Source organism: Anaeromyxobacter sp. SG64 (assembly GCF_022690745.1).
Taxonomy (GTDB): Bacteria; Myxococcota; Myxococcia; order Myxococcales; family Anaeromyxobacteraceae; genus Anaeromyxobacter; species Anaeromyxobacter soli.
In genome coordinates this window covers 19,388-39,988 of the sequence record NZ_JALCZB010000020.1, presented here as the reverse complement: position 1 = coordinate 39,988, position 20,601 = coordinate 19,388, and the positions used below count along the sequence as shown (strand labels likewise).

General features: G+C 73.9%; 22 protein-coding genes. 9 read left to right on the top strand and 13 right to left on the bottom strand.

The window, feature by feature from the left end:
- Positions 1–56 precede the first annotated feature (56 nt).
- Positions 57–2,282 (bottom strand): acyl-CoA dehydrogenase, encoded by a 2,226-nt coding sequence (locus MNZ29_RS08610; RefSeq protein ID WP_242336366.1) that lies wholly within the window; start codon positions 2,280–2,282, stop codon positions 57–59.
- Between the two features lie 347 nt (positions 2,283–2,629).
- On the opposite strand from MNZ29_RS08610, the gene MNZ29_RS08605 reads away from it, so the two are divergent.
- Together MNZ29_RS08605 and MNZ29_RS08600 are read left to right on the top strand one after the other, a co-directional pair.
- On the top strand, positions 2,630–3,145 hold the full coding sequence (locus MNZ29_RS08605; RefSeq protein WP_242354898.1) for a superoxide dismutase family protein: 516 nt from the start codon (positions 2,630–2,632) through the stop codon (positions 3,143–3,145).
- Positions 3,146–3,257: 112 nt separating this feature from the next.
- Positions 3,258–3,659 carry a four-helix bundle copper-binding protein gene (locus tag MNZ29_RS08600; RefSeq protein WP_242354895.1) on the top strand — a complete coding sequence of 134 codons (402 nt, stop codon included), beginning with the start codon at positions 3,258–3,260 and terminating at the stop codon, positions 3,657–3,659.
- A gap of 88 nt (positions 3,660–3,747) precedes the next feature.
- Here the strand turns inward: MNZ29_RS08600 and MNZ29_RS08595 are convergent, their stop codons facing one another.
- A complete protein-coding gene (locus MNZ29_RS08595; RefSeq protein ID WP_242336358.1) occupies positions 3,748–4,107 on the bottom strand; it encodes a pyridoxamine 5'-phosphate oxidase family protein in 360 nt (119 codons plus the stop codon).
- Between the two features lie 79 nt (positions 4,108–4,186).
- Here MNZ29_RS08595 and MNZ29_RS08590 point away from each other — a divergent pair, with 79 nt between their 5' ends.
- Complete coding sequence (locus MNZ29_RS08590) at positions 4,187–4,555, top strand: DUF488 domain-containing protein (protein WP_242354893.1); 369 nt, start codon at positions 4,187–4,189, stop codon at positions 4,553–4,555.
- Between the two features lie 46 nt (positions 4,556–4,601).
- On the top strand, positions 4,602–5,054 hold the full coding sequence (locus tag MNZ29_RS08585) for a copper-binding protein (protein WP_242354891.1): 453 nt from the start codon (positions 4,602–4,604) through the stop codon (positions 5,052–5,054).
- A 98-nt stretch (positions 5,055–5,152) separates the two neighbouring features.
- Here MNZ29_RS08585 and MNZ29_RS08580 read toward each other — a convergent pair whose 3' ends face one another.
- Positions 5,153–6,391, bottom strand: a complete 1,239-nt coding sequence (locus MNZ29_RS08580) for an MFS transporter (protein ID WP_242354889.1) — start codon at positions 6,389–6,391, stop codon at positions 5,153–5,155.
- 222 nt (positions 6,392–6,613) lie between these two features.
- On the opposite strand from MNZ29_RS08580, the gene MNZ29_RS08575 reads away from it, so the two are divergent.
- Positions 6,614–7,471, top strand: a complete 858-nt coding sequence (locus MNZ29_RS08575) for a pirin family protein (protein ID WP_242354887.1) — start codon at positions 6,614–6,616, stop codon at positions 7,469–7,471.
- A gap of 43 nt (positions 7,472–7,514) precedes the next feature.
- Here MNZ29_RS08575 and MNZ29_RS08570 read toward each other — a convergent pair whose 3' ends face one another.
- Entirely contained in the window at positions 7,515–8,366 is an 852-nt protein-coding gene (locus MNZ29_RS08570; protein ID WP_242336344.1) for a hypothetical protein, read from the bottom strand.
- A gap of 511 nt (positions 8,367–8,877) precedes the next feature.
- Here MNZ29_RS08570 and MNZ29_RS08565 point away from each other — a divergent pair.
- A complete protein-coding gene (locus MNZ29_RS08565; protein ID WP_242354886.1) occupies positions 8,878–9,477 on the top strand; it encodes a YceI family protein in 600 nt (199 codons plus the stop codon).
- A 67-nt stretch (positions 9,478–9,544) separates the two neighbouring features.
- Here the strand turns inward: MNZ29_RS08565 and MNZ29_RS08560 are convergent, their stop codons facing one another.
- Positions 9,545–9,787 (bottom strand): DUF2249 domain-containing protein, encoded by a 243-nt coding sequence (locus MNZ29_RS08560; protein ID WP_242336339.1) that lies wholly within the window; start codon positions 9,785–9,787, stop codon positions 9,545–9,547.
- A gap of 350 nt (positions 9,788–10,137) precedes the next feature.
- On the opposite strand from MNZ29_RS08560, the gene MNZ29_RS08555 reads away from it, so the two are divergent.
- On the top strand, positions 10,138–11,643 hold the full coding sequence (locus MNZ29_RS08555; RefSeq protein ID WP_242336337.1) for a Ppx/GppA phosphatase family protein: 1,506 nt from the start codon (positions 10,138–10,140) through the stop codon (positions 11,641–11,643).
- A gap of 41 nt (positions 11,644–11,684) precedes the next feature.
- On the opposite strand, the gene MNZ29_RS08550 is transcribed toward MNZ29_RS08555, so the two are convergent.
- From MNZ29_RS08550 to sixA, 3 genes are all read right to left on the bottom strand, one after another.
- Positions 11,685–12,647 (bottom strand): CHAD domain-containing protein, encoded by a 963-nt coding sequence (locus MNZ29_RS08550; RefSeq protein WP_242354884.1) that lies wholly within the window; start codon positions 12,645–12,647, stop codon positions 11,685–11,687.
- Between the two features lie 3 nt (positions 12,648–12,650).
- Positions 12,651–13,157 (bottom strand): inorganic diphosphatase, encoded by a 507-nt coding sequence (locus MNZ29_RS08545; RefSeq protein WP_242336331.1) that lies wholly within the window; start codon positions 13,155–13,157, stop codon positions 12,651–12,653.
- Between the two features lie 91 nt (positions 13,158–13,248).
- Positions 13,249–13,761, bottom strand: coding sequence for a phosphohistidine phosphatase SixA (sixA, locus tag MNZ29_RS08540; protein ID WP_242336328.1), 513 nt, complete (start codon positions 13,759–13,761; stop codon positions 13,249–13,251).
- Positions 13,762–13,959: 198 nt separating this feature from the next.
- Between sixA and ptsP the strand changes: the two genes are divergently transcribed.
- Positions 13,960–15,687, top strand: coding sequence for a phosphoenolpyruvate--protein phosphotransferase (gene ptsP, locus MNZ29_RS08535; protein WP_242336325.1), 1,728 nt, complete (start codon positions 13,960–13,962; stop codon positions 15,685–15,687).
- Between the two features lie 49 nt (positions 15,688–15,736).
- Here the strand turns inward: ptsP and MNZ29_RS08530 are convergent, their stop codons facing one another.
- On the bottom strand, positions 15,737–16,117 hold the full coding sequence (locus tag MNZ29_RS08530; protein WP_242336322.1) for a response regulator: 381 nt from the start codon (positions 16,115–16,117) through the stop codon (positions 15,737–15,739).
- Between the two features lie 217 nt (positions 16,118–16,334).
- On the opposite strand from MNZ29_RS08530, the gene MNZ29_RS08525 reads away from it, so the two are divergent.
- The gene (locus tag MNZ29_RS08525) at positions 16,335–16,715 is read left to right on the top strand and encodes a tautomerase family protein (protein WP_242336319.1); all 381 of its coding nucleotides are present in this window, start codon (positions 16,335–16,337) and stop codon (positions 16,713–16,715) included.
- A 1-nt stretch (position 16,716) separates the two neighbouring features.
- Here MNZ29_RS08525 and MNZ29_RS08520 read toward each other — a convergent pair whose 3' ends face one another.
- From MNZ29_RS08520 to gnd, 4 genes are all read right to left on the bottom strand, one after another.
- Complete coding sequence (locus MNZ29_RS08520; protein ID WP_242336316.1) at positions 16,717–17,127, bottom strand: hypothetical protein; 411 nt, start codon at positions 17,125–17,127, stop codon at positions 16,717–16,719.
- Positions 17,128–17,272: 145 nt separating this feature from the next.
- Positions 17,273–18,031 (bottom strand): 6-phosphogluconolactonase, encoded by a 759-nt coding sequence (gene pgl / locus MNZ29_RS08515; RefSeq protein WP_242354883.1) that lies wholly within the window; start codon positions 18,029–18,031, stop codon positions 17,273–17,275.
- An 11-nt stretch (positions 18,032–18,042) separates the two neighbouring features.
- Positions 18,043–19,575 carry a glucose-6-phosphate dehydrogenase gene (gene zwf / locus MNZ29_RS08510; RefSeq protein ID WP_242336310.1) on the bottom strand — a complete coding sequence of 511 codons (1,533 nt, stop codon included), beginning with the start codon at positions 19,573–19,575 and terminating at the stop codon, positions 18,043–18,045.
- Positions 19,572–20,597 carry a phosphogluconate dehydrogenase (NAD(+)-dependent, decarboxylating) gene (gene gnd / locus MNZ29_RS08505; RefSeq protein WP_242336307.1) on the bottom strand — a complete coding sequence of 342 codons (1,026 nt, stop codon included), beginning with the start codon at positions 20,595–20,597 and terminating at the stop codon, positions 19,572–19,574. The genes zwf and gnd overlap by 4 nt, the downstream gene beginning before the upstream one ends.
- Positions 20,598–20,601: the final 4 nt, after the last annotated feature.

Here is a 20,601-nt window from a genome sequence, read left to right as displayed (position 1 = left end):
TTCCTGGGTCCCGAGGGGCTGCAATGGCGTCTCCCTGGCGACGAAGGCCGCCGCGGCTACTGCGGGTAGTCGAGCGCCTCGGGGATCATCACCTTCGAGAGCGCCTCCGCCGCGCGGTCCTTCGCGAGCAACGCGCCCGTCAGGCACCCGTCGATCTTCACCCGCATCGTCCGGAAGTCGCTGATGCCCTGGCAGGAGGCGCAGGGGCCCTCCTTGTCCGGGTGGCCGCCCTCGGCGACCACGTCGCCGGTGCAGCCCGCGAGGCCGGGGATGATCCCCTCGAGCGCCTCGGCGTCGCTCGCCGACCAGCACGCCGCGCACCCCTCCGCGTCCCACGACGGGTGGCGGTTGTAGCCGTGGACGAGCTCGGCGCAGATGCGCCCCACCTCGCCCGCGGCGCGCGCCGCCTGGACGTGGCACAGGTCCGCGAAGAAGCGGGCCGTGCCCGCGTGCGCCTCGCCGAGCACCGGCGCGCCCTCCTCGGCGAGCACGACCGCGTCGAGGATCTGGCTGCGCGCGGCCATGAGCCAGCCGAGCGCGTCCGCGAGCTTGAAGGTCACCCCCTGCCGCGGCGACTGGACGAGCTTCGCGCCGTCCGCGTCCGTCGACCGCTCGAGGTGCCGGTACGTCCAGAGCCAGAGCTCCATCGCCGACGCGAGCGCGCAGGCCCCGGTGCCCGGATGCGCGCCCGCCACGTGGCGCAGCTCGCGGACCCACGCCTTCTGCTGCGCGAGGAAGAGCGGGTTCGCCATCGTCACCGAGAGCTGCCGGCGCTGCACGGCCTCGGGGCCCTCGTAGGTCGCCTCGAGCTGGGCGTCCATCCACTTCTGGCCGAGGAACCCCGGGCAGTCCTCCGTGATGCCGTAGCCGCCCATGAGCGAGACCGCCTCGCGCATCACGCTCGCGCCGACGCCGGTGTTCCAGAGCTTCGTCGCGGGGCAGAGGACGTTCGCCTGCGCGTCGAGGAGCGCGAACCGGACGAGCTCGTCGGCGCGGAGCTCCGCGATGCGCGCCTCCTGCTTCTCGCCGCGGGGGTGCGCCTCGAGCTCCAGGAGCTCGAGCCCCTTCTGCTCGAGGGCCTTCGTCCACTTGAGGGTGGCCTTCATGCCGGAGATGCCCTGGGCCGCGAGCGCGGCGTCCTTGCGCCGCTCGAGCGGATCGAGCTCGTCGAACAGGCGAGCCGTCGCGAAGCCCAGCGACGCGCCCGCCTCGCCCGCCGCCCAGACCTCGACGAGCCGGTGCAGCGCGTCCTCGCGCTGCTGGATGCCGAGCTCGTAGCGCACCGATCCGGGCGCGGCCTGCTCGGCGCCGCGGAACCGCCCGCGCTGGTAGCGGATGACCGGCTCGATCGCGCTGAGCAGCTTCGCGGAGGTCATGACGCCGACCGTCACGCGCGTGCGCCGGAACACCGCCTCGATCACCTCGGAGTGGTCGAACCTCGGGACGATGACGCCGTCCTTCACGGTGTACCCGCCGACGATGCGGCTCGCCGGAACTTGCAGGCTGAAGATGGGATCGCTCGTCGAGGAGAGCTGGTGCACGAGCTTCTTCGTGGGGGTGCCGCGGTCGAACGTCCCCGCGTCCGTCTCCTCGAGGATGACGAGGCACGAGGACTTGATGCGCGGATCGTCGGTGTCCACCGCGGCGGTGACGAAGTTCGCGAACCCCATGTTCGTGATGAACCGGCCGCGCTTCTCGACCCGCAGCACGGGCTCCTCGCCCTCCTTCCACTCCGCCACGCTCACCTTCCCGGAGAGCATGCCGGTGTCCACGCCGACGTAGGGAATGGGCTCGGTGAGCGCGAACGCCGCGCGCCAGGGCCGCCGGTCCTCGCCGGGCTTCGCGGGCGCGGCGAGGCTCATGTAGTGGCGCACCTGCTCGGGCGTGCCGCGCTCGTGGATGGGCGACAGGCCCAGGAAGCCGGCGAGGGCGCCGGTCGCCGCGCCCGCGTCCACCCAGGCGAGCTCGAAGGCGGCGAGCGCGAGGGCGAGGTTCTTCGGGCCGGCGATGAAGCCGCCCTCCTCCGGCTCCATGAACGCCGCCGTGATCCCCGACGCGTCGTAGTGGGCGAGGAGCTCGTTCTTGCGCGCGGTCCACTCGTGCTCGTTCCTCCCGCCCTCCGCGACGAGGCGCGCGACCGGGCCGCGCGCGACGCCGCGCGCGGACTGCACCAGCATCTGCAGGTCGTACCGTTCCGCGAACCGCCACATGAGCTGCCGGACGTCGTCGCCGGGCAGGGTGCGGAGCGTGTCGGGATGAGCCTTCAGGGCGGGCGTCGCCATGGGGTGTTCCTCGCGGGGCGGGTGCGCGTGGGAGCGCACTGTGAGGAGAACAGTGACCGTGGTCCGAGCGGCGTGCGGCGGACAGTAGCAGAGGAACGGGGCCCGATTGCAATGCGTCAGGCCCGAGGATCGGCGGTGATTGCCCAATCCATTGTTCGGGATCATCGGACGACGCGACACTCTGCCGCGCCCGCGACCGTTCGCCACACTCTGCGGACGTCCGCCACACGGGTCTGCCGGCCGTGAGCTTCGGCGGATCCCTGCCCCTGGATCGAGGTGCACTGCCCGCGAAAGGGCGCACCCTTCCGGTCCGAGCCGCGGCAACACGCCCGCCGTACCTGTCGCGCATGACGACTCGAGCGTTCTCCCTGTTCCTGGCTCTCGCCGTTCCACTCACCGTCACCGCCGCCGCTCCCGCCGCGAAGGCGGTCCTGAAGGACGCCGACGGCAAGGAGGTCGGGACGGCCACGCTCACGCCGACTCGCGGCGGCGTGAAGCTCGCGGTCGCGGTGGCCGGGCTCCCGCCGGGGAAGCACGGCATCCACCTCCACGGAGCGGCCAAGTGCGAGCCGCCCGACTTCAAGTCGGCCGGCGGTCACTTCAACCCGTTCGGCAAGAAGCACGGCGTCCACAACCCGGAGGGCGTGCACGCCGGCGACCTGCCGAACCTCACGGTGGGGAAGGACGGCAAGGCGAAGGCGACCTTCACCGCGAAGGGGGCCACCCTGGGCGCCGGCGAGGGCTCGCTGCTCGGCCCGGACGGCACGGCCCTGGTCATCCACGCCGACCCCGACGACGAGAAGACCGATCCCGCCGGCAACTCGGGCGCGCGCATCGCCTGCGGCGTGGTCGAGAAGCAGTAGGGAGCCGGCGCCGGGGCGCTCACGCACGGGCCGGGCACTCCGCCCGGCTTGTCCCGAAGGCCCGTCCCCCCAATGTTCCCCTCCGAACCCTCGAAACCAAAGCGGAGGGGACATGGCCACCGTCAGCGGGCAGCAAGGCTTCCAGGCGACCTTCCAGGCGACGCCGCACTTCAGCCACATGGCCGAGCAGATGCGGCGGTCCATCCAGGAATGCCTGTCGTGCTTCAGCGTCTGCGAGCAGACCCTCGCGCACTGCCTGCAGAAGGGCGGCGAGCACGCGGCCGCCGATCACGTGAAGCTCCTGATGGACTGCGCGGAGAGCTGCCGCATGAGCGTGGCGCTCATGTCACGCGAGTCCGCGTTCCACGCCCACCAGTGCGCGACGTGTGCGGAGATCTGCAAGGCCTGCGAGGAGTCCTGCGAGGAGTTCGCGGGCGACGCGCAGATGAAGGCCTGCGCCAACGCGTGCCGCTCGTGCGCCGAGGCGTGCAGCGCGACGGCCGCCCTGGCGTAGCCGCCGGAGCCGGCCGCATCTCACGCCCGCGCGAGGTCTTGGCGTCCGCCGCCCGGGGGAGCGGCGGCGCGCCCCGACTCCCGGCGCGCTAGCCGAGCACCTTCTCCGCCTGCGCCACGTGGAGCAGCACGGCGGCCCGGCACCAGGGGAAGTCCCGCTTCAGCTGCTCGTGGACCGGCGTGCCCACCTGGAACTCGGCGCGTCCGGAGAGGCGGAAGCCGACGCCCTTCGGGTGCTTGGCCCCCAGGATCATCTGCACCCCGCTGCCGCTCCGGACGTTCTCCTCCGTCCGCCGGTAGCCGCCGGCGGGGAACGCGAGGGTGGTGTCGTCGAGGACGCGGAGGTAGCTGTTCCACGTCGCGACGAGGTGCGGCCCCGCCGGCCCCTCCGTCACGAAGGCGGCCGAGCCCTCCTGCGTCAGCGCTGCGCGAATCTCCTCGGAAATCATGAACGCACTCCTCCTGGCTCGCGGTCGCGTTTCTCGCGCGCGACGGTGTGCGCCCCCGTATAACGCGGGCGAGGAGCGGATGATCCGATTGAAGCGCGCCTACGACGGGCCCGAGCGGAGCGATGGCTACCGCGTGCTCGTGGACCGGCTCTGGCCGCGCGGCGTGAAGAAGGAGGCGCTCGCGCTCGACCTGTGGGCGAAGGACCTCGCGCCGAGCCCGGGGCTCCGGCGCTGGTTCGGGCACGACCCCGCCCGCTTCCACGAGTTCGCGCGGCGCTACCACGCCGAGCTCGGGACGGGCCCGGCGCAGGTGCTCCTCGCGGAGCTCGGCCGCCGCGCAGCGCACCGTACGGTGACGCTCGTCTACGGCGCGCGCGACCGGGAGCACAACGGCGCCGTCGTGCTGCGTGACCTGATCGCGGAGGGGCCGGGGGAGCACGCGAGGTGACACCATGCCGCATGCGGCCGCGGCAGGCGGCGATGAAGATGACGGGATGACCTCCGGTCCGACCCGTACCGCGTGGCTGAAGTGGCTCTATCCGGTGATGCTGACGCTCGCGGGCGCGCTCCTCGCGACGGGCCCGGGTTGCCGCGAGGGTGGCTCACGCTCCGGAGACGCCGCGCCTGCGAACGCGCGGCGCTACACCGTGCGCGGCGAGATCGTGCGGCTCTCCGCCGCGGCGCGGCAGGTCTCCATCCGTCACGAGCCCATCGACGACTTCGCGAACGAGGCGGGGACGGTGGTGGGGATGGGCTCGATGGTGATGCCGTTCGACGTTTCGCCGGAGGCCGCGCTCGACGACGTGCGCGTCGGGGACAAGGTCGAGGTCCGGATCGCCGTCTCGTGGTCGCCTCCCGTGCTGCGGATCGAGCAGCTCCGCAAGCTCCCCGCCGACACCGCCCTCCGGTTCGGAGAGGCCCGCCCGAAGGCCGCCACGCGTCCCTGACGACCGTCGGCGGGCCCCGCGTCCCGGGACCCGAGCGCCCCCCGCCGCTCCGCCCTCGCCTTCTCGCGCGCCCTGCCGGCGCTCGACCCCCTCGCCCGTCAGCGTCCACGAGCCTCGCGCCTGCCGGGCACGACCACGAGGAGCGCGACCGCCGCCACGAACGCAAGCGTCGCGCCGTAGGCGAACGCGGCGGGAGATCCCAGCCGGTCCCAGATCAGGCCGAAGATCACCGAGGCCGGGAGCGCGCCGAGCCCGATCGCGAGGTTGTACCAGCCGAACGCGGCGCCGCGCCGGTCGGGCGGGACGAGGTCGGCCACGAGCGCCTTCTCCGCTCCCTCGGTGAGCCCGAAGTAGACGCCGTACAGGGAGAAGAGGGCCCACGCGTGCCACGCTGCGCTCGCGTGGCCGAAGAGGAAGTAGACGAGGGCATAGACCGCCCAGCCGACGACGATGAGCGGCTTGCGTCCGACCCGATCCGAGAGCGCGCCGCCGGGGGTGCTGGAGAGGGACTTCACGACGTGCAGCAGCGCCCAGAGGATCGGGGTGAGCGCCTGGTTCACGCCGAGCTGGGAGGCGCGCAGGAGGAGGAACGCGTCGGTCGCGTTGCCGAGCGTGAAGACGAGGAGCACGACGAGGTAGCGCCAGAACCCTCGACCCAGCGGGCCTGACGCGGCGGGGGCCTCGCGCCTCCCGTCCACCTCGCGCGGCACCTCCGACACGGCGGATGCGAGGACCAGCACCGAGAGCACGCCGGGGATCGCCGCCAGCCAGAAGACGCGCCGGAGCGGCGCGCCCGTCCACCACGTCAGGATCGCGAATGCGATGAGCGGCCCGACGACCGCGCCCGCGTGGTCGCCTGCCCGGTGGAGGCCGAAGGCCCTGCCGCGGATGGACGGCGCGACCGAGTCCGCGATGAGCGCGTCGCGCGGCGACGTCCGCACGCCCTTGCCGACGCGGTCCACGACCCGGATGACGAGAACCTGCGAGGCCGCCTGCGCGACGGCGACGAGCGGGCGCGCGAACGAGGAGATCACGTAGCCGAGGAGGACGAGCGGCTTGCGCCTCCGGACCCGATCCGACCACCACCCGCTGGCGAGCTTGAGGAGCGCGGCGGTGGTCTCCGCAGTTCCCTCGATGAGCCCCACCGCGCTCGCGCTCGCGTGGAGCACGCTCGACAGGAAGAGCGGCAGGAGCGGGTAGATCATCTCGCTCGAGACGTCGGTGAGGAAGCTCACCACCGCGAGCGCGATCACGTTCCGGCCGAGCCGCGGGCGCCCCTCCACGCTCGTCTCGCGCTCGGTCCGGCGGCCTCGAGCTCCATTTCCGGGAAGGCGCATGCGGCTCCTCGGGCGAAGGGTAACGCTGCTCGCGTCTCGCGGGGCCCCGCAATCGCGGCTGGCGGGCAGGGCCGCGCCGCCGGGTGCGACGCGCGGGGCGAGCGAACGGCCCTCGCGCGAGGAGCCTCGAGCCGGGATTGTTCCGCGCCGCGGGACACGGTGGTGCGCGCGCGCGACTTGTCCCGATCGCCTCGGCGGTTATGGATCCCGTCGGAGAGACCCATGATCGAGCGAGGACTGAAGGACGTGGTGACCCCCGTCGCGACGAGCGACGGCGCAGGCGTGCGGCTCCAGCGCAGCATCGCCACGGAGCGGCTCGACCACCTCGACCCGTTCTTCCTCTTCGACCATTTCGGGTCGGAAAACGCGAACGACTACGTCGCCGGCTTCCCCATGCACCCGCACCGGGGCATCGAGACCATCACCTACATGCTCGACGGCAGCGTTGCCCATCGGGACAGCCTCGGGAGCTCGGGCGTCATCGGGGCGGGCGACGTGCAGTGGATGACCGCGGGGAGCGGCATCCTGCACGAGGAGATGCCGAAGGTCGGACCGCGCCGGCTCGACGGCTTCCAGATCTGGGTGAACCTGCCCGCGAAGCTCAAGATGACCCGGCCGCGCTACCAGGACGTGCCCTCGAGCGCGATCCCCGAGGTCGCGCGCCCCGACGGCGCCCGCATCCGCGTGGTGGCGGGCGAGGTGGACGGCGTTCCCGGCGCGGTCCGCGAGATCTTCGCGGGACCGACCTACCTCGACATCGCGCTCCCTGCCGGCCGGACCTTCGAGCAGCCGGTGCCGCGCGGCCACACCGCGATCCTCTACGTCTTCCAGGGAGAGGTGAGCGTGGGCGGCGCCGCGCCCTCGCGCGGGCCCGCCATCCGCGCCCCGCACCTCGCCATCCTGGAGGACGGTGACGTCGTCCGCGTCCACGCCGGCGGCGCGGGCGCGCGCTTCCTGCTCCTGTCGGCGCAGCCGCTCCGCGAGCCGTACGCACGCTACGGCCCGTTCGTCATGAACACCCGCGAGGAGATCGCCGAGGCGCTCGCGGAGCTCCGCGCGGGGACGTTCATCAAGCCCTGACGGCGGCGCGGCTCGTCGCGCCGAGCGAGCCGCGCCCCCGCCGTCACCGCGTCGCGCCCGCCTTCCCCGGCGGCGTCTCGGCGCGGGCGCTCTGCGGCGCCTGGACAACGCCGAACCCGTACCACCACCCGGTCACGGCGGACTTGCTGAACACGACCGTCCGCTGGCGTTCACGGAACGTATATCGAACCACGCCCTCCTTCTTCGACAGCATCTCCGTGAAGGCCTTGTCGACCTCGGGGCCGAGCTCCTTCGGGTTCGTGAAGACGAGCGTGGGATCCCATACGATCGCGAGGAGCGGCGTCGCGTCGAACGAGTAGAAGATGAGGTCGTCTCCGACATTCATCTCCTCGCGGATCCGGGCGCTCAGCTTGCCGAGGTAGATCGACGCGCCGAGGACGCCGGACACGACGCCGTCGCGACCCTTCACCGGCACGGCGACGATGGCGACGCCCTTGCCCGTCGCCTTGCTGACGACGAGGTCGCCGATCACGGTCTCCCCTGCGAGGACCTTCGGAAAGTAGGCCCGCGTGGAGAGGTTTCCCTTCTCGCGGCCGTTCTGGACGCTCCAGTACGACCCGTCTGGCAGGGCGAACCAGTTGAGCGCGGCGTCGTTCAGCTTGGCGATCTCGCCGAGCTGGCGCTCGATGTTTGCCCAGTCGGCGGAGCGCGTCTGCTCGGACAGCGCGAGCACCTGGAGCGAGTCCGCCATCTTCCGAAGGTGGCCGTCCGCGAGGGCGACGAACGCAGCGAGCACGACCTTCGCGTCCACCTCGAATGCCGCAGCCTCGGCGGGTGCCTGCGGCGGTGCGGCCCGTGCGATGCCGCTCGCCAGCGCCATCGCCAGCGCGAGCGCGAGACCCCTCCCGAATACGCCTCTCGATGCGGGGAACATGCCCTGCCTCCTTCCACGCCGGCCGGGTCGCGCCGCGCGACGAGCCTGCCCGAGCCCGGCCTCTCGTCGCGCACGCCTCGACCGGTCCACCCCACGATACGCTCCGAGGCGCGCTCACCTTCGCATTGCGGACGAGGGCCTTCGGGTTCGGACGATCGGCGTGCCCGCATCGTGGTGAGGAGATCACCCGTGCGCTCCTCTGGCTCACCGATCCGCGTGGACGGCCGCGCGCAGTGACGCTCGCCCGAACGGCGCCGAGGGCGCGGATCGCCGCCGGCCCGCGCACGTGCGCGCGAATGCGGCGCGGTCCGACGCGGTCGCGCCGACCGGCAGGACCGACCGTTCCAATCCTGGAACAGACCTGTGCTAAGGCGCCGATTGCGCCGCATCGGGAACGCCGCCAAGAATGCTCCCGTGCCGAGCGGCAGCGGGAGAGGGCCGAGAGAAGGCCCCGCCCCGCCGATGAGACCGCCGCCGCGGCCCCCAACGCTCTCCCGAAGGAAGGCCGAACATGAAGAAGCTCCTCGCCTCGCTGCTCGCCGTCGCCCCGATGCTCGCGCTCGCCGCGCCTGCCGCCTGGAACGTCGACGCGTCCCACTCGCAGGTCGGCTTCGCCGTGAAGCACCTCGTCATCTCGACGGTCCGCGGCGAGTTCACGAAGTACTCGGGCGTCGCGCAGCTCGACGACGCGGATCCGGCGCGCTCCACGGTCGAGGTGACGATCGACGCGAACAGCATCGACACCCGCGTCGCCGACCGGGACGCGCACCTCAAGTCGCCCGACTTCCTCGACACGGCGAAGTACCCGGCCATCACCTTCAAGTCGGCCAAGGTCACCAAGGCGGGCAAGGACAAGCTGAAGGTCGCGGGCGACCTCACCCTGCACGGCGTCACGAAGCCCGTCACGCTCGACGTGACGACGTCGCCCGAGGTGAAGGGCATGTACGGCGAGACCCGCCGCGCGTTCTCGGCCGTCACGAAGATCAGCCGCAAGGACTACGGCCTCTCCTGGAACAAGCTCGTCGAGGCCGGCCCGGCGGTCGGGGACGAGATCGCCATCACGCTCGACGTCGAGCTCGTGAAGGACGCGCCGAAGAGCGCGTCGAGGTGAGGACGCCTGGCGCGCGGTGAGTCCGGGCCGGCTCCGCGAGCGCGGGGCCGGCCCGCGCCGTCCGTGGTCAGGGGCTCGCTCTCCTCGCGATGCGGACGCGCCAGTCGGCCGGGCCGCGCTCGAGGTACTCGGACTCCGCCTGGCCGGGCCGCACGAACCGGAACTGCTGCAGCAGCGGCGCCGGGTCGTGGTCGTTCACGATCACGAGCGCCTCGCCCGGTCCGAGCGCGTCGAAGGTCTGGAACACGAGGCCGTGCCGCAGCTCCGGCGGCAGCTTGCGAAGGTCGAGCTCACGGGGCGATCCGGTCATCGGAAGAGGCTCCTCGGGACGGGGTTCGGTCGCCGGGCGGTGCACCTCGCGTGCCTTCCGCGCGCGGCGCGACCCGCCGGCGCGGCGCTCTTGCGCTCGCCGCTCCGGCCCAGCGATTTCCCGCGGGGCGCCTCCGACCGCGCGCCCGGCGCGCCGGCGCACGATCGCGGCCCCGCGTGTTCCACGCCGTTCCGGTCTGGAACGTAAGGGGGATCGAGGACCCTCGGGGCACCCCCGGTGCTAGAACCCTTGCCGAGCGGCGCGGTCCGCCACCCGGCCCGTGTGAGCCCACTCGCATCCCGGCCGTTCCTGCGACCGTGCGGGCGAATAGACTCGACGCGGGAGGCCGATTGGCGCACGACCACGAAGGACAGCGCATCCTCGCGGCCATCGACGTGGGGACGAACGCGGTGCGCCTCGAGATCGCGCGCCCGCTGCCTGACGGCACGCTCGAGACCCTCCACCAGGAGCGCGATCCGGTGCGCCCGGGCGAGGGGGTCTTCGCCACCGGCTCGATGTCCCGCGAGGTCGCCGACCGGCTCCTCTCGGCCCTCCGCCGGTACGCGGCCCTCTGCCGCCGCTACCACGCCACCGTGCGCGCCGTCGCGACGAGCGCCGTCCGCGAGGCGCGGAACCGCGACGACCTCGTGAAGCGCGTGAAGCGCGAGACCGGGCTCGACCTCGAGGTCGTCTCCGGGCGCGAGGAGGCCCGCCTCATCTGCCGCGGCGTGCTGAACGGCCGGCCCCGGCGCGCGCGCTCGCTCGTCCTCGACATCGGCGGCGGGTCGACCGAGGTCGCGACCGCCGTGGGGGAGGAGGCGAAGGATCTCTACAGCGTCGGGCTCGGCGCGGTCCGGCTGACCGAGATCTTCGGCTCGGCGGGGAAGGTCTCGCCGCAGCGGCTCGCGGCCATGCGCAGCTTCGCCGACGAGGCGTTCCGCGACTCCGTTCCGCGGCGGCTGCCGCACGGCAACGTGGCGCTCGGGTCGTCCGGGACGATCAACGCCATCGTCGCGGCCCACGGCGAGGGCCGCCGCATGACGCTCCGGGACGTGAAGCGCGCGGTCGAGGAGCTCGCCTCCGACTCCATCGCGGAGCGGCGCAGGCGGTTCGAGCCCCGCCGCGCGGAGATCATCGTCGCGGGCGCCGTGATCCTCGAGGCGGCGATGCGCCACCTCGGCCTCGACTCGATCGCCGCGGTCGACACCGGGCTCCGCAACGGCATCCTCGTCGACCTCGCGCGCCGGTCGCCGGCGGCGGTCGCGGCCGCCCAGGCCTCTCGCGCCGCGGCGGCGCTCGCGTTCGGCCGCCGGTTCAACTTCGACGAGGGCCACGCCCGGCAGACGGCGCGCCTCGCGCTCGATCTCTTCGATCAGCTCGCCGAGCTGCACGCGCTCCCCGCGAGCGCGCGCGGGCTGCTCGAGGCGGCGGCGCTCCTCCACGACGTCGGGCACGCCGTCTCGCCGACCCGCCACCACAAGCACACCTTCTACCTCGTCTCGAGCGCCGACATCCCCGGGCTGTCCGACAGGGAGCGGCTCCTCGTCGCGCTCGTCGCCCGCTATCACCGGCGCAGCCCGCCGGAGCGGCACCGCCCGGATCTCGAGGACCTCCCCGCGGGCGAGTTCCGGCTCGTGCGGCGGCTCGTCGCCCTGCTGCGCGTCGCGGACGCGCTCGACCGGAGCCACCACCAGCCGGTCGTCTCCGTCCGGGCCGCCCGGAAGAACGGCGTCGTGAGGGTGCTCGCGCGGACCCGCGGCCCCGTGGACCTCGAGCTGTGGGACGTCGCCCGGGAGGCGTCGCTCTTCCGCGCCGTCTTCCACGCGTCGATCCACGTCGAGCGAGCGCGGAGGTAGGGCCCGGTCGCGAGCCGCGACCGCGACCTCGAGCCGCGTCGTCACGCCGCCGGCGCGTCCGCCGCGTGCCCGTTCGCCGCCGCCGCGACCTTCACCCCGAGCTTCACGCGCCGTCCGCCGCGCGAGAACCCGCGCCGCAGCGCCCGGACCACCCTCTCCTCCCGCCACCGCGAGAGCTCGCGCCGGAGCGCCCGGGCCTCGCGGGCGCGCTCCTCGTGGAGGACGGCGAGCGTCGCGCGCGCGGCCCGGCGCTCGCGCCGCTGGCCCCGGCGGGCGAGGCGCTCGAGCCGCTCGATCCGCACGTCCGTGTCGTGGAGATCGCCGAGCCGCTCCTGGAGCGGCACGAGCGCGGCGAGCATCCCCTTCGCCGCGCCCGGGAAGCCGGGCTCCACGAGCTCGGCGACGTAGCGGAGCTTCTTCGCCGCGATGCGGAGGCGGTGCACCTTCCGTGGCGATCGCGCGTCCCGCGCGGCCGCGAGGCGGCGCTTCAAGGTCGCGAGCCGCGCCCTCACCTCCTTCGCGAGCCGCTTCCCCTGGAGCCGCCCCTTCCCTGCCGCGTCGTCCGCGGCGCGCGCGATCGAGGGCGCGACGGCGCCCTGCCAGCCACGGATCGCGCGGCGCAGCCGCTTGCTGGCCCTCGGCAGGCCTCCGCCCGCCCACGCCGCGAGCCGCCCGCCGCCATCCTGCCTCCGGGCGTGCCGCTCGAACCAGCGCCGCTGCACCTGGCCGTCGCGGACCTCGCCGAGCGCGTCCTGGAGCGCCTTCACCTCGTCCTCGAGCGCCGCGAGGTCGCCGCGGCCGAAGAGCTGGAGCGCGGCGCGCAGCCGCCGCGTCGCGATCCGCATGTCGTGCACCGCGTCCACGTCCGGCTCGCCGTCGCCCGTCCCCACGGCCGCGGCCTCGTACCGGCGCACGTCGTCGAGGCGCGCGCGGACGAGGAGCGGGCCCGCCACGGAGAGCGGCGTGCCGGGCTCGAGCCCGGGGATCTCCGTCGGCTTCGCCACGCGCTAGCTCCCGGCGAGGAGCCGCTCCACGTCCTCGGGCCCGTGCCATCCGAGGACGCGGGGGTGCTTCGGCTCGAAGAACACGGACGACGTGAAGAAGTGCTCGATCTCCTCGAGCACCCGGCCGTCGAGGTCCCGATGCGTGCGCAGCGCGGCGCCGCGGGGGTGGACGAGCGGGAGCGCGAGGATCCGGTCGTTCCGCTCCCGTCCTCCGCCCTTCGCGTCCTGCTCGAGCGCGAGGACCCCGAGTGCGCGGCAGCGGAGGACGACGCCGGGGTAGCTCGCGACGTCCCAGTAGACGAGCGCGTCCACCGGGTCGCCGTCGGAGGCCTTCGTCCCCGGCACGAAGCCCCAGTCGTACGGGTAGGCGAACCCGAGCGGCAGCGGCCGGTGGCCGATCATCACGTCGAGCTCCGGATCGTGCTTGAGCTTGAGCGTCGCGCCGCGCGGCGCCTCGACGACGACGTGGAATCCGCCCTCCGTGCGGGCGGGAACGGACGAGATGGGCATGCCTCGAATCTGCGGTCCGGCGTCACGACCCGCCACCGGCGAGGCGGGCGGCGAGCGAGCGCCTCCCTGGACGCGCTCGACGGTGTGCGCGTCACCTCGCCTTCCGCGCCCCGAGCAGGCGCAAGAGCCTCGCCGTCGCGAGCCAGCGCAGCCGCCCTCCCCCCGGCCGCGGGGCGCCGTCGAGCTCGAGGAGGCACGCGCCGCCTTTGCGAAAGGTGAACAGCGGCTCGGGATCGCCGGCGACGAGGAGCGCCGCGAGGCCAGAGAGGTGCGGCTCGTGCCCGACGAGCGCGACGGTCCCGCCGTGGCGCGACGCGCGGAGCCACTCGAGCAGCTCCTGGGGCGGATGGCCCGGCGCGAGCGCCGGGAGCCCTTCCTCGGGCGAGAGCTCGAACGCGTCCGCGACGATCCGCGCCGTCTCGACGGCCCGGACGAGGGGGCTCGGGACGACGGCGTCGAGCTCCGCGACGAGCGCCATGAGCCCCCGCGCACCCCGGGCCATGCGCCGGCGTCCCTCGGCCGTCAGCGGCCGGCGCGCGTCGGCCGCCTCGCCGCGCGACGAGGCCCGCTCGGCGATGGCGTGGCGAATGAGCAGGAGCTCCATCTCCCTGCTCGATAAGGCCGGGCGCGGCCCGGCGGCAGCGGCGCGCCCCATTCCCGTGCACGCTCGGGGCCCACGCGAGGCGGGCTCCCCCGGTCGCTCGCGCGCCCGACCGGGTGGGGAGCGGGGGCGGACGGCGCGGCCCGTCTTCGTGGCGGCCGCGGCCCGCCGCCGCTTATGAGCGAAGAAAGGATCCCTCAGATGCTCAGAGGCACGGGCGTGTCGCCGGGAGTCGCGCGGGGCAAGGCCCTCGTCATCGCGTGCGGCTACCGGTCCGCGGCCCCCCGGCGCAGCATCCACCCGTCCGAGGTGGAGGGCGAGCGGCTGCGCCTGGACGCAGCCCTGGCCACCGCCGGCGCGGAGCTGGCCGCGCTCCAGGCGGACGTGACCGAGCGGCTCGGCCAGAGCCAGGCCGACATCTTCGGTGCCCAGGCGCTCGCGGTGGACGATCCGGAGCTGCGCGACCGGGTCCTCCGCCGGGTCCGGGAGAAGCTCATCAACGTCGAGGCGGCGCTCTCGGAGGTGATCGACGAGTACCTGCGGATCATCGAGGCGATCCCCGACGCCTACCTCCGCGAGCGCGCGGCCGACGTCCGCGACGTGGGCCGCCGGGTCCTGTCGACGCTCATCGAGCGCCGGGGCCCCTCGAGCCTCGTCATCCCCGCGGGCGCCATCATCGTGACGGAGGAGCTCCTGCCGTCCGTGACGGCGCGCCTCGAGCTCGACCGCGTCGGCGGCCTCGTGACGGAGCGGGGCAACCGGTTCTCGCACAGCTCGATCCTGGCGCGCTCCCTGGGGACCCCCGCCGTCGCCGGGGTGCCCGAGGCGTCGCTCCGGATCAGGACGGGAGATCGGCTGATCGTGGACGGCATCGGGGGCGTGGTCTTCGTCAACCCGGAGCCTGCGCTGGAGCGCGAGTACGATCGCGTGGAGGCGGAGCTCCGCGCCGGCAAGGAGGAGCTCACGCACCTCGTCGGCGTGCCCTCGGTGACGCGCGACGGCACGGCGGTCCCGCTCTACGCCAACGTGAACAAGCTCGCGGACACGGAGTCCGCGCTCCGCTTCGAGGCCGAGGGGATCGGCCTCTACCGCACCGAGTTCGCGTTCTCGATCCGCCCGGCGTTCCCCACCGAGGAGGAGCAGTACGAGTACCTCGCGCGGGCGGCGGAGCGCTTCCACCCGCGGAAGGTCGTCTTCCGTCTCCTCGACCTCGGCGGCGACAAGGTCCTGCCGTACTTCCCCCTGCCGCCCGCCCGCAACCCCTCGCTCGCGCAGCGCGGTGTCCGGCTCCTGCTCCGCCACCCCGAGGTGCTGAAGCCGCAGTTGCGGGCGTTCCTGCGCGTCAGCGCGGATCACCCGGCCTCCATCCTGCTCCCCGTCGTCGGCGGGCTGGAAGAGGTCCGGGAAGCCCGCCGGATGGTGAGGCAGGTGCAGGCGGAGCTCGCCGCCGAGGGCCTGCGCTTCAACCCCGACGTCCCGCTGGGCGCGATGATCGAGGTCCCCTCGGCGGCACTGATGGCGCGCACGCTGGCGCGGGAGGTCGAGTTCCTGAGCCTCGGGACGAACGACCTCGTGCAGTACGTGCTCGCGGCCGATCGCGAGGACGAGACCATCGCTCCCTACTACCAGCCCCTGCACCCGGGAGTGCTGCGCCTCATCCGCTCCGTCGCGGAGGCCGCGGAGGCCGCCGCCCGTGAGCTCACCATCTGCGGCGAGATGGCCGGCGATCCGCTCCACACCGAGCTCCTCCTCGGCCTCGGCCTGCGCGCGTTCAGCGTCGCCCCGGGCGAGATGCTCGAGGTGAAGAACGCCATCCGCGAGACCCGCCTCGACGCGGCCCGGGAGCTCGCGCAGCGCGCCGTGGAGCTGGGATCGGCCGCGGAGGTCGAGGCGCTGCTCGGCGAGCGGACCCGCCCCCGGAAGGATTGAGCCGCCGGCGGCCGGGCGAGCGAGCGAGCCGCCGGGCAGCGCGCGCGGCTCAGGCCGCGATCGCGCGGCCGGCCCGGACCGCGGCGACGGCGCGGAGGAGGTCGGAAGCGGCGTACGGCTTGGCCAGGTATCCGCTCGCGGCGAGCGCGCCGGGCTCGGCCGACGAGGTGACGAGCACCGGCACCTGGGCGAGCACGGGGTCGCGCAGCTGCTCGCGGCGGAACTCCCAGCCGGACATGACCGGCATCTCGAGGTCGAGCAGGATGAGCTCGGGCGTGAGCTCGCCCGCCTTGAGCCGAGCGAGGGCCTCGCGCCCGTGCCTCGCCGTCACCGTCTCGAAGCCCGCGTCGGTCAGGACCTGGACGACGAGCTCCCGGAGGTCCTCGTCGTCGTCGACCACCATCACCACGCCACCCGTCCGCTCGACCATGCCGTCCTCCCCTCGGACGCCGAGCTCAACGCTACGCCCCGTCCCGCGGCCGTCGAGCTTTCGGCGCCCGGGAACGCCAGCTCTCGTGGGTTCGGCCGACGGGAGGAGCGGCGGAGCCGGCCGGGCGCGTCAGGGACGCTCCGCGTGCCCCAAGTGCGGCCCTCGGCAGGGGGATGCGTGGCGATAGATCCCCGGTCCTTTCCCCAGGGAGATCCCGATGCCGCTCGTTCGCATCTCGCTCAGAGCCGGAAAGCCGGAGGCCTACCGCACCGCCCTCGGCGACGCGGTCCACCGCGCCATGGTGGAGACGATGAACGTCCCCGCGAAGGATCGCTTCCAGGTCATCACCGAGCACGACGCCGCGGGGCTCGTCTACGACCGGTCCTATCTCGACATCGCGCGGAGCGACGATCTCGTCGTCGTGCAGATCACGCTCAACGCGGGACGGACCGTGGAGATGAAGAAGGCGCTCTACGCCCGGATCGCCGAGCTGCTCTCCACGTCACCCGGGGTCCGAAGGGAGGACGTCCTCGTCTCCCTCGTGGAGGTGGGGAAGGAGAACTGGTCGTTCGGGAACGGGATCGCGCAGTACGCGTGACTCAAGGCGCCGCGACCACCCAGACGTCCTTCACGCCCTGCCCATTCGTGTCGCCCGGCTTCTTGTCCCCGACGAACGTGTAGAGCGGCTTGCCCTTGTACGTCGTCTGCTTCTTGCCGTCCTCACGCGTGATGGCGCCGAAGTCGCCCGCGCTCGGCCCCCCCGCCGGCTCGACCTTCTCGCGGTAGTAGATCGGCCAGTTCGCCACGCACGACCCTGCGCACGCGCTCTTCCCGCCCGCGTCCATCTTGAACACGTAGAGCGTCATGCCCTTGTCGTCGGTGAGGTAGCTCCCGACCTTCTCGCTCTTCGCCACCGTGACCGTGTCGCCGGCCGCCCGCGCGCCACCGGCGAGCCCCAGGACGGCGGCGGAGGCGATCGCCGCCACGAACCCACGCTTCGAAACGCGCATCTCGAGTCCCTCCCGCCCGTACGGGCGCGATGAACGTAGGGCGAGGAGGCCCTCGCGATCGCGGCTCGCGCGGGGCCATCGTCGCCTTTGCGCGGGTGCTGCCTTGGCGGGAACCGCGCGCGGTCGGGCGCGCGCGCCGGCGGGGTCAAGGCGCCGCGAGGAAGGGCGCTGCGGCGCGGTCGACGAGCCAGAGGACCGAGCCGTGCGCCGGCCGGACGCGCGCCGCGGGGAGCGCCTCCGCCCCGCTCTCGCCGGAGAGCACGCGCGCGAGCGCCGGCGCCTTCTGCGCGCCCGAGACGAGGAAGACGGCGTGCGCCGCCGCCTGCAGCGCGCGCAGGGTGAGCGTGATCCGGGCGGGGCCCGCGGCGGGCGCGGGCACCGCGGCGACGAGCCGCGACGGCTCGTCGATCGCGGGGCTCCCCGGGAACAGCGAGGCGGTGTGACCGTCCGCGCCCATCCCGAGCAGCAGGAGATCGAAGCGGGGCGCGACGCCGAAGAAGGCGCGCAGCGCGTCCTCGTAGGAGCGGGCGGCCGCGCCGGGCTCGTCCTCCCCGCGGATCCGGTGGACGTTCTCCGGCGGGAGCGCCACGGACGAGAGGAGCGCGCCGCGCGCCATGCCGTAGCTCGACCGCGGGTCGTCGGGCGGCACCGCCCGCTCGTCCCCGAAGAACACGTGCGTGCGCGCCCACGGGAGCGCGTCGCGGTAGGGGGCGGCGGGATCGGCGAGCAGCGCGTAGACCGCGCGCGGGGTCGCGCCGCCGGAGAGCGCGACCGCGAAGCGCCCCGACGCGGCCACCGCCGCGAGGGCCCGGAGGCGCCACTCGTCGGCGGCGGCGCGAGCGAGCGCGACGTGGTCGTCGAGGACCCGCACCTCCCGCCCGGACGTGTCCCCCTCCGCGCCCACGCGGCCCGCCCTCAGCCCACCACCCAGCGCCGCCCGTCGCGGCGCAGGAGCGTGTCCGCCGCCGGAGGCCCCCAGGAGCCGGCGGCGTAGTTCGGGAAGTCGGGGGCGGGGCGGCTCGACCACGCGTCGAGGATCGGGGTCATGATCCGCCACGCCGCCTCGACCATGTCGGCGCGGTGGAAGAGCGTCGAGTCGCCCACCAGCGCGTCGTACAGGAGCCGCTCGTACCCCGTCGCCGCGCACCCCTCGCCGATGCTCCCGTAGTCGAAGGAGAGCCGCACGTCCTCGACCCGGATGGCGGCGCCCGGCGCCTTCGCCTTGATGTCGAAGGAGATCGCCTCGTCGGGCTGGATGTGGATGTGGAGCCGGTTCGGCTCGAGCTCCGCGACGCCCGACTGCTGGAAGAGCGTGAGCGGCGGCTTCCGGAACTGGACCACGATCTCGGTGCAGCGGCGCGCGAGCCGCTTGCCCGATCTGACGTAGAAGGGCACCCCGGACCAGCGCCAGCTGTCCAGGTCGAGCCGCACGGCCGCGTAGGTCTCGATCGTCGACTGCGGGTCCACGTCCGGCTCCGACCGGTAGCCGGGCACGCGCGCCCCGGCGATCGTCCCCTCCCCGTACTGCCCGCGGACGGCGCCCGTCGCGCGGATCGTCTGGAGCACCTTCACCTTCTCGGCGTGGACCGCGTCGGCGTCGAGGCTCGCGAGCGGCTCCATGGCGACGAGCGTGACGAGCTGGAGGACGTGGTTCTGGAGGACGTCCCGCAGCGCCCCCGCGCTCTCGTAATAGGAGCCGCGCCCCTCCATCCCGAGGTCCTCCGCCACGGTGATCTGGACGTGGTCGACGTAGCGGCGGTTCCAGATGGGCTCGAACACGCCGTTCCCGAAGCGGAAGACGAGGATGTTCTGGACCGTCTCCTTCCCGAGGTAGTGATCGATCCGGAAGATCTGATCTTCCCGCAGCACCGCGTGCAGCTCCGCGCCGAGGGCCTTCGCCGAGGCGAGATCGCGCCCGAACGGCTTCTCCACGACCACGCGCCGCCACCCCTGCGCCTCGCGGGTGAGCCCCGCGGCCTCCAGGCGGCGGACGATCGTCCCGAACGCCGCGGGCGGCGTCGCGAGGTAGAAGAGGACGTTCCCGCCGGTCCGGTGGCGCGCGGACACCTCGGCGAGGCGGGCCTTCAGCCACCCGTAGGTGGCGGGGTCCTCGAACGCGCCCTGCACGACGCACATCCGCTCGACGAAGCCGTCGAAGCTGCGCTCGTCCTCCGGCGGGCACGCCGCGACCTCGCGCACGCTCGCGCCGATCGCCTCGCGGTACGCGGTGTCGGAGGCGACCTTGCGCCCGACGCCGATGATGGCGAAGTCCTCGGGCAAGAGCCCGTTCGACCACAGGTTCCACAGCGAGGGGAAGAGCTTGCGGCGCGCGAGATCGCCCGTGCCTCCGAAGATCACGAGCGCGGCGGGGTCGGCCGGCCGCTCGAGCGGAGCCGGCTTCGGCTTGCCTCCCTCGTCGGGCGCGATCCGCGCCTCGGGCTCGCTCATCGCCGTCGCTCCCGGGAGGTCCCCGGCGCCGACCCGGGCGCGCTCGGCGGCGGGGCCTCCGCGTGGCCGCCGAATTGCCGCCGCATCGCCGAGAGGAGCTTCTCGCCGAACGTGTGGTCCTGCCTCGAGCGGAACCGGGCGTAGAGCGCCGCGGAGATGACGGTCGCCGGGACCGCCTCCTCCACAGCGGCCTGCACCGTCCAGCGCCCCTCGCCGGAGTCCGGCACCCTGCCCCCGAACGCGTCGAGCCCGGGGTCCTGCGCGAGGGCCGCGGCGGCGAGGTCGAGGAGCCAGGAGGAGACGACGCTGCCGCGTCTCCAGACCTCGGCCACCTCGGCGAGATCGAGCCGGTAGCGGAGCTCCTCGGGCACCTCGTCCCCGGCGGCGCCGCGCAGGATGTCGAACCCCTCGGCGAACGCCTGCATGAGGGCGTACTCGATGCCGTTGTGGACCATCTTCACGAAGTGCCCGGCGCCCGCCGGACCGCAGTGGAGCCAGCCGTCGTCGGCGGTGCCCGTCCGGCCCTCGCGGCCGGGCGTGGCCGGCACCGCGGCGCGCCCCGGCGCGAGCGAGCGGAAGACCGGCTCGAGGAGGCGGACCGCCTCGGCGTCCCCGCCGATCATCAGGCTGTACCCGCGCTCGAGCCCGAAGACGCCGCCGCTCGTGCCGACGTCCACGTACCGGACGCCCTTCGCCGCGAGGCGCCCTGCCCGCCGCACGTCGTCCTTGAACCAGGAGTTGCCCCCGTCCACGACCACGTCGCCCGCCTGGAGCCGGTCCGCCAGCGCCGAGACCGTCTCCTCGGTGGGCGCTCCCGCGGGCAGCATGACCCAGACCGCCCGCGGAGGGGCGAGGCGGCCGACGAGCGCCTCGAGCGACGGCGCCGCGGCCGCTCCCTCCCGCTCCAGGGCCGCTCCCGCCGCGGGCTCGCGGTCGTACGCGACGACGCGGTGACCGGCGCGCAGGAGGCGCCGCGCCATGTTCGATCCCATCCGCCCGAGCCCGACCATCCCGAGGTGCATCGCG

What these genes read in the sequence shown, in the direction of transcription:
- MNZ29_RS08610 (WP_242336366.1), bottom strand. Translation starts at nt 2,282, where the DNA reads ATGGCGACGCCCGCCCTGAAGGCTCATCCCGACACGCTCCGCACCCTG.
- MNZ29_RS08605 (WP_242354898.1), top strand. Translation starts at nt 2,630, where the DNA reads ATGACGACTCGAGCGTTCTCCCTGTTCCTGGCTCTCGCCGTTCCACTC.
- MNZ29_RS08600 (WP_242354895.1), top strand. Translation starts at nt 3,258, where the DNA reads ATGGCCACCGTCAGCGGGCAGCAAGGCTTCCAGGCGACCTTCCAGGCG.
- MNZ29_RS08595 (WP_242336358.1), bottom strand. Translation starts at nt 4,107, where the DNA reads ATGATTTCCGAGGAGATTCGCGCAGCGCTGACGCAGGAGGGCTCGGCC.
- MNZ29_RS08590 (WP_242354893.1), top strand. Translation starts at nt 4,187, where the DNA reads ATGATCCGATTGAAGCGCGCCTACGACGGGCCCGAGCGGAGCGATGGC.
- MNZ29_RS08585 (WP_242354891.1), top strand. Translation starts at nt 4,602, where the DNA reads ATGACCTCCGGTCCGACCCGTACCGCGTGGCTGAAGTGGCTCTATCCG.
- MNZ29_RS08580 (WP_242354889.1), bottom strand. Translation starts at nt 6,391, where the DNA reads ATGCGCCTTCCCGGAAATGGAGCTCGAGGCCGCCGGACCGAGCGCGAG.
- MNZ29_RS08575 (WP_242354887.1), top strand. Translation starts at nt 6,614, where the DNA reads ATGATCGAGCGAGGACTGAAGGACGTGGTGACCCCCGTCGCGACGAGC.
- MNZ29_RS08570 (WP_242336344.1), bottom strand. Translation starts at nt 8,366, where the DNA reads ATGTTCCCCGCATCGAGAGGCGTATTCGGGAGGGGTCTCGCGCTCGCG.
- MNZ29_RS08565 (WP_242354886.1), top strand. Translation starts at nt 8,878, where the DNA reads ATGAAGAAGCTCCTCGCCTCGCTGCTCGCCGTCGCCCCGATGCTCGCG.
- MNZ29_RS08560 (WP_242336339.1), bottom strand. Translation starts at nt 9,787, where the DNA reads ATGACCGGATCGCCCCGTGAGCTCGACCTTCGCAAGCTGCCGCCGGAG.
- MNZ29_RS08545 (WP_242336331.1), bottom strand. Translation starts at nt 13,157, where the DNA reads ATGCCCATCTCGTCCGTTCCCGCCCGCACGGAGGGCGGATTCCACGTC.
- sixA (WP_242336328.1), bottom strand. Translation starts at nt 13,761, where the DNA reads ATGGAGCTCCTGCTCATTCGCCACGCCATCGCCGAGCGGGCCTCGTCG.
- ptsP (WP_242336325.1), top strand. Translation starts at nt 13,960, where the DNA reads ATGCTCAGAGGCACGGGCGTGTCGCCGGGAGTCGCGCGGGGCAAGGCC.
- MNZ29_RS08530 (WP_242336322.1), bottom strand. Translation starts at nt 16,117, where the DNA reads ATGGTCGAGCGGACGGGTGGCGTGGTGATGGTGGTCGACGACGACGAG.
- MNZ29_RS08525 (WP_242336319.1), top strand. Translation starts at nt 16,335, where the DNA reads ATGCCGCTCGTTCGCATCTCGCTCAGAGCCGGAAAGCCGGAGGCCTAC.
- MNZ29_RS08520 (WP_242336316.1), bottom strand. Translation starts at nt 17,127, where the DNA reads ATGCGCGTTTCGAAGCGTGGGTTCGTGGCGGCGATCGCCTCCGCCGCC.
- zwf (WP_242336310.1), bottom strand. Translation starts at nt 19,575, where the DNA reads ATGAGCGAGCCCGAGGCGCGGATCGCGCCCGACGAGGGAGGCAAGCCG.
- gnd (WP_242336307.1), bottom strand. Translation starts at nt 20,597, where the DNA reads ATGCACCTCGGGATGGTCGGGCTCGGGCGGATGGGATCGAACATGGCG.